The sequence below is a fragment of the Rhodococcus sp. IEGM 1305 genome, assembly GCF_030058635.1.
Taxonomy (GTDB): Bacteria; Actinomycetota; Actinomycetes; order Mycobacteriales; family Mycobacteriaceae; genus Rhodococcus_F; species Rhodococcus_F opacus_D.
In genome coordinates, this window is record NZ_JASHKX010000014.1 from 67,915 (window position 1) to 80,939 (window position 13,025).

At 67.3% G+C, this 13,025-nt stretch carries 15 protein-coding genes and 1 tRNA gene; 7 read left to right on the forward strand and 9 right to left on the reverse strand.

Annotated features, from left to right (window positions below):
- Position 1 precedes the first annotated feature (1 nt).
- From QM693_RS20350 to QM693_RS20360, 3 genes are all read right to left on the reverse strand, one after another.
- Positions 2 to 364 carry a PDGLE domain-containing protein gene (locus tag QM693_RS20350; RefSeq protein ID WP_283353274.1) on the reverse strand — a complete coding sequence of 121 codons (363 nt, stop codon included), beginning with the start codon at positions 362 to 364 and terminating at the stop codon, positions 2 to 4.
- Positions 361 to 1,056: an energy-coupling factor ABC transporter permease gene (locus tag QM693_RS20355; RefSeq protein ID WP_283353311.1), complete on the reverse strand. Its 696-nt coding sequence runs from the start codon at positions 1,054 to 1,056 to the stop codon at positions 361 to 363. The genes QM693_RS20350 and QM693_RS20355 overlap by 4 nt, the downstream gene beginning before the upstream one ends.
- A gap of 128 nt (positions 1,057 to 1,184) precedes the next feature.
- On the reverse strand, positions 1,185 to 2,111 hold the full coding sequence (locus QM693_RS20360) for a DNA-3-methyladenine glycosylase family protein (RefSeq protein ID WP_283336308.1): 927 nt from the start codon (positions 2,109 to 2,111) through the stop codon (positions 1,185 to 1,187).
- A gap of 72 nt (positions 2,112 to 2,183) precedes the next feature.
- On the opposite strand from QM693_RS20360, the gene QM693_RS20365 reads away from it, so the two are divergent.
- Positions 2,184 to 2,711 carry a ribonuclease H family protein gene (locus tag QM693_RS20365; protein ID WP_283353275.1) on the forward strand — a complete coding sequence of 176 codons (528 nt, stop codon included), beginning with the start codon at positions 2,184 to 2,186 and terminating at the stop codon, positions 2,709 to 2,711.
- 59 nt (positions 2,712 to 2,770) lie between these two features.
- A complete protein-coding gene (locus tag QM693_RS20370; protein WP_283336311.1) occupies positions 2,771 to 3,646 on the forward strand; it encodes an amidohydrolase family protein in 876 nt (291 codons plus the stop codon).
- 42 nt (positions 3,647 to 3,688) lie between these two features.
- Here QM693_RS20370 and QM693_RS20375 read toward each other — a convergent pair whose 3' ends face one another.
- Together QM693_RS20375 and QM693_RS20380 are read right to left on the reverse strand one after the other, a co-directional pair.
- The gene (locus QM693_RS20375) at positions 3,689 to 4,132 is read right to left on the reverse strand and encodes a VOC family protein (protein WP_283353276.1); all 444 of its coding nucleotides are present in this window, start codon (positions 4,130 to 4,132) and stop codon (positions 3,689 to 3,691) included.
- Positions 4,133 to 4,540: 408 nt separating this feature from the next.
- A tRNA-Arg gene (locus QM693_RS20380) sits at positions 4,541 to 4,613 on the reverse strand.
- Between the two features lie 71 nt (positions 4,614 to 4,684).
- Here QM693_RS20380 and QM693_RS20385 point away from each other — a divergent pair.
- The gene (locus QM693_RS20385) at positions 4,685 to 5,455 is read left to right on the forward strand and encodes a dienelactone hydrolase family protein (RefSeq protein ID WP_283353277.1); all 771 of its coding nucleotides are present in this window, start codon (positions 4,685 to 4,687) and stop codon (positions 5,453 to 5,455) included.
- Here the strand turns inward: QM693_RS20385 and QM693_RS20390 are convergent, their stop codons facing one another.
- Positions 5,456 to 5,713 (reverse strand): hypothetical protein, encoded by a 258-nt coding sequence (locus QM693_RS20390; protein WP_105415257.1) that lies wholly within the window; start codon positions 5,711 to 5,713, stop codon positions 5,456 to 5,458.
- A gap of 176 nt (positions 5,714 to 5,889) precedes the next feature.
- Here QM693_RS20390 and cycA point away from each other — a divergent pair, with 176 nt between their 5' ends.
- Complete coding sequence (gene cycA / locus QM693_RS20395) at positions 5,890 to 7,368, forward strand: D-serine/D-alanine/glycine transporter (RefSeq protein ID WP_283353278.1); 1,479 nt, start codon at positions 5,890 to 5,892, stop codon at positions 7,366 to 7,368.
- A gap of 113 nt (positions 7,369 to 7,481) precedes the next feature.
- Positions 7,482 to 8,270 (forward strand): M23 family metallopeptidase, encoded by a 789-nt coding sequence (locus tag QM693_RS20400; RefSeq protein ID WP_283336319.1) that lies wholly within the window; start codon positions 7,482 to 7,484, stop codon positions 8,268 to 8,270.
- A 4-nt stretch (positions 8,271 to 8,274) separates the two neighbouring features.
- Here the strand turns inward: QM693_RS20400 and QM693_RS20405 are convergent, their stop codons facing one another.
- Positions 8,275 to 8,535: a hypothetical protein gene (locus QM693_RS20405; protein WP_005251602.1), complete on the reverse strand. Its 261-nt coding sequence runs from the start codon at positions 8,533 to 8,535 to the stop codon at positions 8,275 to 8,277.
- A gap of 118 nt (positions 8,536 to 8,653) precedes the next feature.
- Between QM693_RS20405 and QM693_RS20410 the strand changes: the two genes are divergently transcribed.
- Positions 8,654 to 10,162, forward strand: a complete 1,509-nt coding sequence (locus QM693_RS20410; protein WP_005254223.1) for a glutamate-cysteine ligase family protein — start codon at positions 8,654 to 8,656, stop codon at positions 10,160 to 10,162.
- An 18-nt stretch (positions 10,163 to 10,180) separates the two neighbouring features.
- Here the strand turns inward: QM693_RS20410 and QM693_RS20415 are convergent, their stop codons facing one another.
- Together QM693_RS20415 and QM693_RS20420 are read right to left on the reverse strand one after the other, a co-directional pair.
- Complete coding sequence (locus tag QM693_RS20415) at positions 10,181 to 11,362, reverse strand: globin domain-containing protein (protein ID WP_283353279.1); 1,182 nt, start codon at positions 11,360 to 11,362, stop codon at positions 10,181 to 10,183.
- 1 nt (position 11,363) lies between these two features.
- A complete protein-coding gene (locus QM693_RS20420) occupies positions 11,364 to 11,840 on the reverse strand; it encodes an RrF2 family transcriptional regulator (protein ID WP_280780360.1) in 477 nt (158 codons plus the stop codon).
- 247 nt (positions 11,841 to 12,087) lie between these two features.
- On the opposite strand from QM693_RS20420, the gene QM693_RS20425 reads away from it, so the two are divergent.
- The gene (locus tag QM693_RS20425) at positions 12,088 to 12,972 is read left to right on the forward strand and encodes a universal stress protein (protein WP_271212723.1); all 885 of its coding nucleotides are present in this window, start codon (positions 12,088 to 12,090) and stop codon (positions 12,970 to 12,972) included.
- Positions 12,973 to 13,025 lie beyond the last annotated feature (53 nt).

The window sequence follows — 13,025 nt, forward strand, 5'->3', positions numbered from 1 at the left end:
GTCAGGGGCTCGTTCGGTTGCGCCGCACGCGGGCGAGCAGCCAGAACAGGCCACCCGCGACGACGAACGTGGCGGTCGCGCCGATCACGCCCGCGACCCCGGTGAGATGCGACCGGCCGCCCACCGTGTAGTCGGCGAGCGGCGAGTCCGACAACGGGTGGGCGGACGCGTTCTGGGCGATGCAGTCACCCTCGAGCGTCTCCCCGGTATCGGTTTCCACGGTTTCGCACCCGCGAGTGGTCGCGGAATCCAGACCGTCAGGACTCGAGCTGGCGAGGTACGAGACCGCGCCGGCGACGAGCAACGCCACCAGCGCGAAGCCGAGGAGGAATCGGCGCAGCGAGACCGGCGACGACGTGCTCATGCTCGCACCTCGACTCGGCGGGGCGCCGTCCGCAGCAGGTACACGAGGTCGGGGCGCGCCTTCGCCACGGCCGTCACCGTGACGGCGGTGATGAGGCCTTCGCCGATGCCGATCAGCACGTGCGCCCCGAGCATGTACGCCGCCACCGCGCCCAGCGACGTCGAATCTCCGGACGTCGGATGACCGCCGATCGCGTATTCGAGGACGAAGCCCATCGACGCCACCACCGTTCCGCACAGTGCCGCGGCGAAGGCGAGCGCACCGAGGATGCGGAAGCGCAGTCGCTGCTGTCGCACCACGAGTGGACGCAGGGCCACCGCGACGCCGTAGCCGACGACCACCCCGATGATCGCCATGTTGGTGATGTTCGCTCCGAGCGCCGTCAGCCCACCGTCGGCGAACAGCAGCGCCTGCACGATCAGCACGATCGAGACGCAGAGCATGCCGGTGTAGGGGCCGACGAGGATGGCGGCGAGCGCGCCGCCGAGGAGGTGCCCGCTCACACCGGGAAGGATCGGGAAGTTGACCATCTGGACCGCGAAGATGAAGGCCGCCACGAGACCGGCCATCGGGGCGGTGCGTTCGTCGAGTTCGGAGCGCGCGCGCCACGCGGCGATCGAGAGTCCCGCCACCGCGACGACGACGAACAGCAGGGAGGTCGGCGCATTGATCAGGCCGTCGCTCATGTGCATTGCCACGGGTTCCACGGCGTCTCCTCCGGCCGGCAGCTGATCCTTCGAAGTCTAGTTTCTCGTATGAACACTTGAACAGGTGTTCATGGGTACCGGTGAGCGCGTGTGTGGTCTCCGCGGATCCCGGGTCAGTGCCAGGTGTGGTCGACGAGCGCCGTCCGGGGTCCGAACTTGGGTTTGACGGCCTGTCCGCTCACCTCCAGCAGGCGCACCGCGCGATAGCGGTGCGGCTGCAGCGGAGCCAGGTACTCCACCATCTCGGCGTCGTCGAGGGGCTTTCCGAGCAGCGACCACCCCACCACCGCGGCGAGGTGATAATCGCCGACCGACAGGGCGTCGGGATCGCCGAGCGCACGCTGCGACACCTCGGCCGCCGTCCAGATCCCGACGCCGGGGACGGACATCAGCCGGCGATTCGCTTCCTTGCGGGGGAGGTCGACGATCTTCTCGAGCCGGTCGGCGACCTGCGCGCAGCGGACGATCGTCCGGGACCGGCTGGGGTCGACGTTGGCCCGGTGGAATTCCCACGACGGAACCCGCCGCCACACGTCCGCGGTCGGCGGTAGTCGCATCCCGTCGGGGGCGGGACCGGGCGCGGGTTCGCCGAACTTCCACACGAGCCGCCGCCACGACGCGAACGCGGCGAGGCCGTGCACACGCTGCTCGAGGATGGCGGGAACGAGGGCCTCCATCACCCGGTCGGTGCGGCCGAGGCGCAGGTGCGGGAATCGGCGGTGGGCCTCGACGAGGATCGGATGGTCGGGGGCGAAGTCCGCGCAGTCGTCGTGGTCGCCGACGAGGCGGCCCAGGCCCTCGGACAACTCGTGGGCGCCCGCACCCCACGCCTGACAGCGCACCGAGTGGCGGTCGATCTGGGTGAGGCGATACGTGACCGGGCCCGACTTCTGCACCGACGTCCGCCAGATCGAGCCGTCGGCCGTCCGGCGGTGGCAGGGGTCGCCCTTGCCGCGTTGCAGCGGCTGCAACGACATGGCGACGTCCAGGGGACGCCGCGCGGTCACGGTGGTCTCGACCACCTCCAGCGAAACCGTCATCGAATGCAGCGTATCCACTCCGAAGGCGACCGCTACCGGCGGATGTCGGAGCGCGCACGTAAAGTCCCAGCCATGATCATCGTGAGTACCGACGGATCCTGTCTCCGCAACCCCGGTGGGGCGATCGGCTGGGCATGGGTCAATCACGAGGGTCCCAGCCAATCAGGTGGCGAACCCTCCGGGACCAATCAGATCGCCGAGCTGCGGGCCTTGCTCGAAGCGATCATCGCGCATCCCGGGGAAGATCCGCTGCTGATCGAGTCCGATTCCCAGTACGCCATCAAGTGCGCGTCGGAGTGGCTGCCCGGTTGGAAGCGCAAAGGCTGGAAGACGGCGGGTGGCGCCCCCGTCAAGAACCTCGCACTGGTGCAGTCCATCGACCGGGCCATCAGCGAACGGCCCGGGCCCGTGCGTTTCCGCTGGGTTCGCGGCCACGTCGGCAATCACTACAACGAGATGGCCGACGTTCTCGCGGGCGAGGCGGCCCGCGCCGTCGCCTCCGGTGCGCTCGCGCCGGCGCCGGTCTCTGCCCCCGCGCCTGCACCGGCAGTCGTCGCGCCGTCCACCCCCGAGGCCGAGGACGCGTTCACGCTGTTCTGAGTCGGCCCCGTTCTGATCTGCCGGGGTCTGCGTCCGGCACTGCGTCGAGGAGAAGACTGTTGTCCGAGGATCTGCGAGTGCAGGAGTTCTGGCGTGCGCTGGGGCTGCCCGGCATCATCGACGTTCACACCCACTTCATGCCCGCGAACGTGATGGAGAAGGTGTGGGGTTACTTCGACGCAGTCGGTCCCCTCACCGGACGTGAGTGGCCCATCCACTACCGGCACGAAGAGGACGTCCGCGTCGAACACCTCCGTGGGTTCGGTGTCAGGCGGTTCACGTCGATGATCTACCCGCACAAGCCGGAGATGGCCGCGTGGCTGAACCAGTGGTCGGTCGAGTTCGCCCAACAGACCCCCGACTGTCTGCGGACCTCGACGTTCTACCCGGAGGAGTCCGCGGCCACGTATGTCGCCGAGGCGGTCGAGTCGGGGACGCGCGTCTTCAAGTCCCACATCCAGGTGGGCGATTACTCGCCGAACGATCCGCTCCTCGACCCCGTGTGGGGTGTGCTGCAGGAGTCGGGTGTCCCGGTGGTCATCCATTGCGGGTCGGGGCCGGCGCCCGGCACCTACACGGGCCCCGGCCCGATCGCCGAGTTGCTGTCGCGGTACCCGAGGCTGCACCTGATCATCGCCCACATGGGTCTGCCGGAGTACCGGGAATTCCTGGACTTGGCCGACCAGTACGGCAACGTGTATCTCGACACGACGATGACGTTCACGGACTACACCGAAGCGGCCACACCGTTTCCGCGCGACCAGGTGCACCGGCTGGCGGATCTGCAGGAACGCATCGTGTTCGGCAGCGACTTCCCCAACATCCCGTATCCCTACCTCGACGCACTCGAGGGACTCACCCGATTCGACCTGGGCGAGCCGTGGCTGCGAGCGGTGTGCCACGACAACGCGGCGCGGCTCTTCGCGATCGTCTGACGACGGGGTGCGGTGCCGCGTCGATCCGGTTCCGTATCACCGTCATTCACACTCCGACCAGTCAGCACTGCTCTCGCCCGGGCGCAGGGTGCCGAACGTCCACTCGAATCCCTCGAGGTCGAGGACCCGGCACCGGTAGTTGCCCCATGGGGTGTTCGCGGGTTCCCAGACCGAGGTGGCGCCGGCCTCGATCGCCGTGGCGTAGAGCTCGTCGACTTCGCTGTCGCCGCCGACGCTGAGATACGTACCGTGCCCGACGGTCTCGCCGCGGAGCGCAGGCCGGTCGTAGTTGCCGTCGTCGCTGAAGACCATGATGGCGGCGTCGCCTCGTCGTAATTCGGAATGCATGATCCCGCCGTTGTCGTCCGGGAACTCGAGGGTGGTCTCGAAACCGAACGCGCGCTCCAGCCAGCGCAGAGCGACCGGGGCGTCACGGTAGGCGAAGTACGAGTGCAGGGCGGCCGGGCGGTTCTCGGTAGTGGTCATGGGACGACGATACGAACGATCGAGGTCAGCCACGGTCCGCAATAACCGAATCCCCGGAATGTCGGTCTGCGCGGATCCCGCTGACCGGGCTACCGTGCGCTAGAAAGGATTCCACCAGTTGATGAAGGCGATGTACAGATTGGTCGGGAAGAAGAACTCCCAGTCCAATCCCATGTACGGCAGGTCGGGCAATATGCCGATCATGATCCCGTCCCATTGTTCGTCAGGGCGGCCAACAGGTGCAGCAGGTTGGCAATCAGCGGCGGGAAGATGTCGATGTCCACCCAGTTCATGAGACTCTCCTCGGGTCGTCCCGACCTGCCTGGCGTATCGCCTGCGGCGTGACCTGCGTTACCACGTCCAAGCTGCGGGAGCGGAGCGCAGTGAGGACTACCGCAGGCAGGAGAGTGCCCTCGGCAGGATTCGAACCTGCGACCTACCCTTTAGGAGAGGGTTGCTCTATCCCCTGAGCTACGAAGGCGCGGTGCACGCGCGGGGCGCACACCGAGGTGAGTGTAGCGGGAATGGTGGTGCGCTCGCGATGGGGAGGGCATGGTTGTCGCAGATGTTCTGGAAGTGACGACGGAACGGGAGACGCACATGTCCGAGATCGACTTGACCGACCTCGCTGCGCGGCACGACGGTTCGCTGAACTTGCACGGTTATCTGGCGAGGCCGTCCGGTGAGGGTCCGTGGCCGGGTGTGGTGATGGTGCACGAGGCGTTCGGCTTGGACGACGTGATGCGCCGGCAGGCGGACAGGCTGGCCGCGGCGGGGTTTCTGACGGTTGCGCCGGATCTGTTCAGTGCGGGTGGTGCGCGACGCTGTCTGGTGTCGACGATGCGGGCGATGCTCTCGGGGAAGGGCCGGGCGTACGGCGACATCGAGGCTGCCCGTCAGTGGTTGTCCGGCTCGTCGGACTGCACGGGGAAGATCGGTGTCATCGGATTCTGCATGGGCGGCGGGTTCGCCCTGATGACCCTGCGCACGGGGTTCGATGCGGCGGCCCCGAACTACGGGGTCCTGCCGCGCGACCTCGACGCGGCCGTGGCGGGTGCGTGCCCGGTGGTCGCCAGTTACGGCGGCAAGGACTTCGCTCTGCGGAATGCGGCGGCCAGGTTGGAGGCGGCACTGACGAAGGCCGGCGTGGCTCACGATGTGAAGGAGTACCCCACTGCCGGTCATACGTTCTTGAACGACGAACTGGCCGGACCGAAGGTGCTGCGTCCCCTGGCGAAGGTCACGGGGATGGTGCCCGACCCGGAAGCCGCCGCCGACGCGTGGAAGAGGATCGACGGCTTCTTCGGGGAGCACCTGAGTTGATCAGTGGATGTACTGGCGGGCGCTCGACGTGGCGTGCCGGTAGTCGAGTCCGCATGCCCGGACGACCTGCCCGAGACTGAGGTAGCCCTCGACGCTGGTGGCCTTCGCGAATTTGCCGTCGGCCCGCACCGTGACCGTGACGCTGGACGCGACCGAATCGACCCGTGCGAGTTCGTACTCGTCGACGCCGTCGGCGGCCTGAGCCACGCAGGTGACTGCGCCCTGGGCGTACGCGATCTCGATCAGGTCCTCGATCATGTGCAGGCTCCTCGCCTCGAAGTAACGAACTGAGGTTAGCCTTAGCTACTCGGCCTCTGTCAAGTCCCTCGATGCGGAATGCCGTCCTCGACCGTGGTTCGCGAACGGTCCCGGCGTAACGTGACCCACGCTTTCGGACGGTGACAGCAAGGACTGAGAAGGGTTGCAGGTGTTCCATGGCTGACCGCACTTCCTCGACGGGCTCGATCGGATCGGAACCGGGTGATGGCTCAGGGACGGGACCGGCCGGTGAGCCGCATCTCTCCAGGCAGCTCGCCAACCGGCACATCCAGCTGATCGCGATCGGCGGAGCAATCGGCACGGGTCTCTTCATGGGATCCGGGAAGACGATCTCGCTGGCCGGACCGTCGGTGATCTTCGTCTACATGATCATCGGCTTCATGCTGTTCTTCGTGATGCGGGCGATGGGCGAGCTGCTGCTCTCCAACCTGCATTACAAGTCGTTCTCCGACTTCACCGCCGACCTGCTCGGCCCCTGGGCCGGGTTCTTCACCGGCTGGACGTACTGGTTCTGCTGGATCGTCACCGGCATCGCCGACATCGTCGCGATCTCCGGTTACGTGCAGTACTGGTGGCCCGACCTCCAGTTGTGGATCCCGGCGCTGGTCGCCATCGCGGCGCTGCTGCTGCTGAACCTGCCGACCGTGCGGGCGTTCGGTGAGACCGAGTTCTGGTTCGCGCTGATCAAGATCATCGCCATCGTCAGCCTCATCGTCGTCGGGCTCGTGATGGTGTTCACGCACTTCACGTCGCCCAACGGGTCGGAGGCCGGCTTCGACAACCTGTGGAACGACGGCGGCATGTTCCCGACCGGGGCGATGGGCTTCGTGGCCGGATTCCAGATCGCGGTCTTTGCGTTCGTCGGTATCGAGCTCGTCGGCACCACCGCGGCCGAGGCGAAGGACCCGGAGAAGAACCTGCCGAAGGCCATCAACTCCATCCCCATCCGCATCCTGTTGTTCTACGTGGTCTCGCTGATCGTGATCATCTCGGTCACGCCGTGGCGTGAGGTCGTCCCCGGCGAGAGCCCGTTCACGGCGATGTTCACCCTCGCCGGTCTGGGGATCGCAGCCGGAGTCATCCAGTTCGTGGTGCTGACGTCCGCGGCGTCCTCGGCGAACTCGGGAATCTATTCGACGTCCCGGATGGTCTACGGCCTCGCGCAGGAGGGTGACGCGCCGGGCCGGCTCGGCAGGCTCTCCTCCCGCAAGGTCCCGGCCAATGCGCTGATGTTCTCGTGCGCCTTCCTGCTGTCGGCGATCGCGCTGCTGTTCTCCGGCGACTCCGTCATCGAGGCGTTCACGACTGTGACGACAATCTCATCGGTGCTGTTCATGTTCGTCTGGACGATGATCCTGGCCAGCTACATCGTGTACCGGAAGCGTCGCCCCGAACTGCACGAGGCGTCGAATTTCAAGATGCCCGGCGGTGTGGTGATGTGCTGGGTCGTCCTGGCGTTCTTCGTGTTCCTCATCTGGGCGCTGACCCAGGAGGCGGACACCCTCGAGGCTCTCCTCGTCACCCCGGTATGGTTCGTCGTGCTCGGGATCGCGTGGGCGGTGATTCGCCGGCGTGCCCCGCACCGCGCTCGCTACGCCGCATTCAAGGCCGAACTCGAGGACCGCCGAACATAAACGTTCGGTAACGGTGGCGCGGACCTATATCGTTTTGTTACATTCGTCGCCAGACAGAGGAGCCCACCCCGGACGGGGAGAGCTGCAATCCGACGACTGACGAGGTATTTACTGTGGGTTCCCACCACCGGGCAAACGGGTCTTCCGTTCGCTTCGAGATCGATCCGGACGCGGCGCGCGGACGCCATCGCAACCAGCAGACCGGAGCGGGTGTGGGCATCAAGGCCGCGACTGTTGCGGCCGCCACCGGAGCCATCGTGGTCGGCGCAGCCCAGCTGGGCGCCGGAAACGCTGCTGCCGCCCCCGTCGACTCCCACGAGACGAGCGGCGCGCAGACGCTGCCGGGTGTGCCGTTCGAGATCCCGGCCGGTGTCCTTCCCGCCGGCTTCGAACTGCCCGCAGACCTCGGTGCCGCCGCCCAGAATCTCGGCGGCCCGGACCTCGGCGCTCAGGCGCAGCAGTGGCTGTCGTCCGTCAACCCGGTCAAGCCGCACGCGGTTCAGCCGGTGTCGGGCAAGCTGACCTCCAACTTCGGTTCCCGCTGGGGAGCGCACCACGGCGGCATCGACATCGCGGCGCCCATCGGCACCTCGGTGCTCGCGGCGGCCGACGGTCAGGTCATCGACGCCGGCGCGGCGTCCGGTTTCGGGCTGTGGGTGCGTCTGCTGCACGACGACGGCACCGTCACCGTCTACGGACACGTCAACGACTACACCGTGAGTGTGGGGCAGCGCGTCACCGCCGGGCAGGAGATCGCCCACGTCGGTAACCGCGGCCAGTCCACCGGACCGCACCTGCACTTCGAGGTACACGACGCGAGCGGTAACAAGGTCGATCCGGGGCGCTGGCTGCAGGACCGCGGCGTGGCCGTCACCTGGGGCGACGCAGGCGCCAACGCGTAAGGGCCTATTCCGGCTCGAGGTCGTCGTCGTTGCGGAACACGAGTGGTCCGCTGTCGAGGGCGATCGCCCAGCGGCGTGAGACGGCCCAGTCGCGGCCGTACGAATCGTTGCTGATGTCCTGGACGCCGGCGAAATCGTCGACGATGACGCCGGCCTCCAGGGGCCACTTCTTCTCGGCCAGTTCGTGATCGGCCGAATGCCGCGTTTTCACGCGCGTGCCCACGGAGAACTCTGGTTTCTTCTTGGAGTCGGTATCAGGCGTCATCTCAAGTCCTTCCGCTCACCAGCGTCTGGTTCGAGGTTAGCCCGCCATCCCGCCTTCGCGCGGGATGAACGGATATGCTCCCCCGTGAGCGCAGTTCGACGCGCAGTTGGGGAGTGGTATGGGTCGCGAAGTGACGTCTCGGACATTCACCCGAGAAGACCGGCGCCTGTTCCGGCAGAAGGTGCTCATGTGCGTCGACGCGCTCGAGAGGATGCTGCGGGAGGGAGCGTTCGTCGACGAGGTCGACCCGCCGAGGCCCATGCTGGGCATGGAGATCGAGTTCAATCTCGTCCATGCCGACATGACGCCGGCGATGTCCAATCTCGCAGTCCTCGAGTCGATCGACGACGACGCCGTGTTCCAGACCGAACTCGGTCAGTTCAACGTCGAGATGAACGTCCGGCCGGGTCCCCTGATCGGTGAGGGGACGTTCGAGCTCGAACGCACGCTGCGGGCATCGCTGCACGTCGCCGACGCGCGGATCCACGGGCACGACGCCCAGCTGGTGATGGTGGGCATGCTCCCGACGCTGCAACTCGAGCACCTTGGTCGCGAGTGGATCACCGCGAATCCCCGCTACGAGCAGCTCAACGATCAGATCTTCGCCGCGCGCGGGGAGGACATCGAACTCGACCTCGAGGGTGTGCCGCTCGAGGGCCGGCTCGCCGAACAGCTGAAGGTGGACGCCAATTCGGTGCTCCCGGAAGCCGCGTGCACGTCGCTGCAGCTGCACCTGCGCGTCGCGCCGGACGAATTCGCCGCGCACTGGAACGCCGCGCAGTGCCTGGCCGGTGCCCAGGTGGCCCTCGCCGCGAATGCACCGTTCATGGCAGGCAAGGCGCTGTGGCACGAGTCGCGCATCCCGATCTTCGAGCAGGCCACCGACACGCGGCCGCTGGAGCTGAAGAACCAGGGTGTGCGGCCGCGTGTGTGGTTCGGCGAACGATGGATCACGTCGGTCTTCGACCTGTTCGAGGAGAACTCCCGATACTTCCCGGCGCTGCTGCCGGAGGTCTCCGACGTCGACCCGTCGGCCGAACTCGACGCGGGCCGGGTACCGGACCTCAGCGAACTGCAGATGCACAACGGCACCATCTACCGATGGAACCGCCCGGTGTACGACAGCGACGACGGCAAGCCGCACCTGCGGATCGAGAACCGGGTGCTGCCCGCGGGCCCGACGGTGCTCGACACGATGGCGAACGCCGCGTTCTACTACGGCGCGCTGCGCGGGCTCGTCGAATCGGATCGGCCCGTCTGGTCGCAGATGTCGTTCAACGCGGCCGAGGAGAACCTGCACGCGGGCGCCAAGTACGGTATGGACGCCGAGTTGTACTGGCCCGGTGTGGGGTTCGCGGGCGCCGACGAGCTCGTCCTGCGGCGGCTGCTGCCGATCGCCGACGAGGGGCTCGCCGCGTTCGGGCTGTCCGCGAAGGCCCGCGACCGCTACCTCAGCGTCATCGAGGGCCGGTGCGTCACCCGGCAGACGGGGGCGTCGTGGCAGCGTGCGCAGGTGGTCCGGCACGAGAACGCCGGTCTGAGCCGCCCGGAAGCCCTGGCCGCCATGTTGCGTCAGTACGTGGAGAACATGCGTGAGGGCAGCCCCGTCCACACCTGGCCGGTGTGAACGAAGCCGCCGTGGCTCTCACACGGTGGCCGACCAGCTGTCGGGGCCGAACACCTCGTAGTGGATGTTCTCGGCGGGCACGTCCTTCGCGAGGAGGGCCTCCCGCATTCCGAGCATGAACGGCAACGGACCGCACAGGTAGGCGCGAGTGCCGGGCGCGATCGCGACCTCGCCGAGGTCCGCGCGTCCCTCGCGCAGGCTGCCCTCGGGCCGACGGGCGCCCAGGTCTTCGTACCAGCGGTGCATCACCGCGAACGGCAGACGTTCCACCAGTTCGGTCAGCTCCGCGCGGTGCGCGTGACTGCTGGCGGACCGGTCGGCGTGGAGCACCGAGATCGGTCGGCTGTCCTCGGTGTCGGCGAGGTGGCTGAGCATCCCGATCATCGGCGTGCACCCGATGCCCGCGGACACGAGCAGCAGCGGCGCGTCGTCGTCCTGCAGGACGAGATCCCCGAACGGCGTCGACACCGTCACGATGTCGTCTTCGAAGACGTTCTGGTACAGGAAGTTCGACACCTCGCCCGCTCGCTTCACCGAGATCCTCCAGTCACCGCGCGACGGGGCCGACGACAGGCTGTACTGGCGGATCTGGCGCGCGCCGTCCGGCAGGTGCACCGCCACGGACAGGTACTGCCCCGGAGCGAACGACGGAAGCGGCGAGCCGTCGAGGGACGTCAGCACGAACGACACCGTGTCGGCGGACTCGTGGCGGCGCTCGCGGACCCGCACGTCCCGCCACACGTCGCCGACCGTCACTCCCGCCGAGGCGTAGAGGCCTGCCTCCATCGCGATCAGCGTCTCCGCCATCAGCCAGTACACCTCGTCCCAGGCCGCAGCGACCTCGGGAGTGACGGCGTCACCGAGGACCTCGACGATGGCCGCGAACAGGTGGGTGTGCACGATCGCGTACTGCGCGGGCTCGATCCCCAGTGAGGCGTGCTTGTTCGCGATCCTCGACAGGATGAGGTCGACGCGCGCCTGATCGGGCTCGAGTTGGAGTGCCGCGAACGCGGCGATGGCTCCGGCGAGCGCTTTCTGCTGTTCGCCCTGCTTCTGATTTCCGCGGTTGAACAGGTCACGTTCGAGTTCGGGGTGCGCGTCGAACATCTTGCGGTAGAACAGCGTCGTGATGTCCGAGATCGCGGCGCCGACCACGGGCAGGGTGGTGCGGATGACGTCCGTCGAGGTGGGCGAGAGCATGTCATTCTCCGATCGTTCGAGAAATCTGGGAAGTTGTGGCGGCGGCTACGCGTGGGAGGGTGAGCAGCACGGTTCCGGTGGGGGACCGGGTGAGGTCTTCGATGGTGAGGGCGTCCAGCGACTCGAAGAACGCGTTCTGCGCGCGTCGCAGCGCCGACCGCAGCAGGCAGCCCGATCGCAGCGGGCACGGTTGGGCGCCGTCGCAGTCGACGACCTCCGCATCGCCTTCGAGTCGGCGGGCGAGCCAGCCGACGGACGCGGTGCGCCCGAGTTCGGTGATGGCCAGACCGCCCGCGCGTCCCCGGCGTGCGTCCACGATGCCGAGTTCACCCAGCCGGGTAATGACCTTGGCGGCGTGGGTGTACGACACCGACAGTTCCTCGGCGATCGCCCGGCTTCCCGGTCGTTCGCCCTCCCCGGCGACGGCCAGTCGCATGACCACCCGCAGTCCGAGGTCGGTGAACTGTGTGAGTTGCATGACCCGAACGTACTTTAATTCGCATTCCGAATACCAAATTTGTGACCGACGTCGCTCAGGCGGATCCGGTCGGAAAGTGCAGTGGCCCAGCAAAATTCGAATAGGGCACAGGCCCCCCCTTCTCATCATCGTCGAAGTCGGGGCCCGCGGCTACGGGCGGAGAGCCCGAGTTGGTGGGGACTTAAGTCCCTCGTCGAAAGGCGAAGGGCGGCAGACGCGAAACGGAGGCCGGGGATAGTGTGAAGTCATGAGCACACGGGACCGCAACAGCGTCGTCGTCGGTGTCGACGGATCGGACACCTCGAAGTCCGCTGTACGGGTGGCCGCCGAACTGGCCACCGAACGTGGACTGAACCTGAAGATCATCCACGCACTCGACTTCGCCCCGTACGGGTTCGGCGGTCCCTACATGGATTCGGGCGGCGTGTACGAGTGGGTGGAGGCCAGCGGCAAGGCGATTCTCGCCGAAGCGCAGGAGCAGGCGTTCGCGGTCAATCCCATCATCGACGTCCACACCGAACTGTCGATCGGCAGCAGCGCCCAGTGGCTCGTCGACCTGTCCGAGAACGCCCGGATCGTGGTCGTCGGCGCGTCCGGGTCCGGAGCGGCCGCCACCGCACTGCTCGGGAACACGGCGATCAACGTCACCAGCCACGCGCACTGCCCGGTCGTCGTGGTCCGCGGCGACGCCCACGCCGGAGGGCCCGTCGTGGTCGGCGTCGACGGCAGCCCCACCAGTGAGCGGGCGATCTCGGTGGCCTTCCAGGAGGCGTCGCTGCGGAATGCGCCGTTGGTGGCCGTCCACGTCTGGAGTGACCTCGGACCGAAAGCGTTCGAGGACCCGCGGGCCGCGGCCCTGGTGCCGCAGGGACTCGAGGAGGACGAACACGCCGTTCTCGCCGAGAGCCTCGCCGGCTGGCAGGAGAAGTACCCCGACGTGCGGGTCACCCGGGAGGTGTACATCGACAATCCGCGGGCGCGACTGCTCGAGTGGTCGAGGAAGGCGCAACTGCTGGTGGTCGGCAGCCGGGGGCGCGGAGGATTCAAGGGGATGCTGCTCGGATCGACCAGTAACAGCCTGGTCGGTGGTGCGCATTGCCCGGTAGTCGTCGTGAGGCCTGCACGTCCCTGACGCGATTGTTCGCAGTAGTGTCTGGGTTGACGCAGGAACAGGTTGCAGATAAC

What these genes read in the sequence shown, in the direction of transcription:
- QM693_RS20415 (WP_283353279.1), bottom strand. Translation starts at nt 11,362, where the DNA reads ATGCTCTCGCCCACCTCGACGGACGTCATCCGCACCACCCTGCCCGTG.
- QM693_RS20385 (WP_283353277.1), top strand. Translation starts at nt 4,685, where the DNA reads ATGGTTGTCGCAGATGTTCTGGAAGTGACGACGGAACGGGAGACGCAC.
- QM693_RS20375 (WP_283353276.1), bottom strand. Translation starts at nt 4,132, where the DNA reads ATGACCACTACCGAGAACCGCCCGGCCGCCCTGCACTCGTACTTCGCC.
- QM693_RS20355 (WP_283353311.1), bottom strand. Translation starts at nt 1,056, where the DNA reads ATGCACATGAGCGACGGCCTGATCAATGCGCCGACCTCCCTGCTGTTC.
- QM693_RS20425 (WP_271212723.1), top strand. Translation starts at nt 12,088, where the DNA reads ATGAGCACACGGGACCGCAACAGCGTCGTCGTCGGTGTCGACGGATCG.
- QM693_RS20360 (WP_283336308.1), bottom strand. Translation starts at nt 2,111, where the DNA reads ATGACGGTTTCGCTGGAGGTGGTCGAGACCACCGTGACCGCGCGGCGT.
- QM693_RS20390 (WP_105415257.1), bottom strand. Translation starts at nt 5,713, where the DNA reads ATGATCGAGGACCTGATCGAGATCGCGTACGCCCAGGGCGCAGTCACC.
- QM693_RS20420 (WP_280780360.1), bottom strand. Translation starts at nt 11,840, where the DNA reads ATGCAACTCACACAGTTCACCGACCTCGGACTGCGGGTGGTCATGCGA.
- QM693_RS20410 (WP_005254223.1), top strand. Translation starts at nt 8,654, where the DNA reads ATGGGTCGCGAAGTGACGTCTCGGACATTCACCCGAGAAGACCGGCGC.
- QM693_RS20405 (WP_005251602.1), bottom strand. Translation starts at nt 8,535, where the DNA reads ATGACGCCTGATACCGACTCCAAGAAGAAACCAGAGTTCTCCGTGGGC.
- cycA (WP_283353278.1), top strand. Translation starts at nt 5,890, where the DNA reads ATGGCTGACCGCACTTCCTCGACGGGCTCGATCGGATCGGAACCGGGT.
- QM693_RS20365 (WP_283353275.1), top strand. Translation starts at nt 2,184, where the DNA reads ATGATCATCGTGAGTACCGACGGATCCTGTCTCCGCAACCCCGGTGGG.
- QM693_RS20350 (WP_283353274.1), bottom strand. Translation starts at nt 364, where the DNA reads ATGAGCACGTCGTCGCCGGTCTCGCTGCGCCGATTCCTCCTCGGCTTC.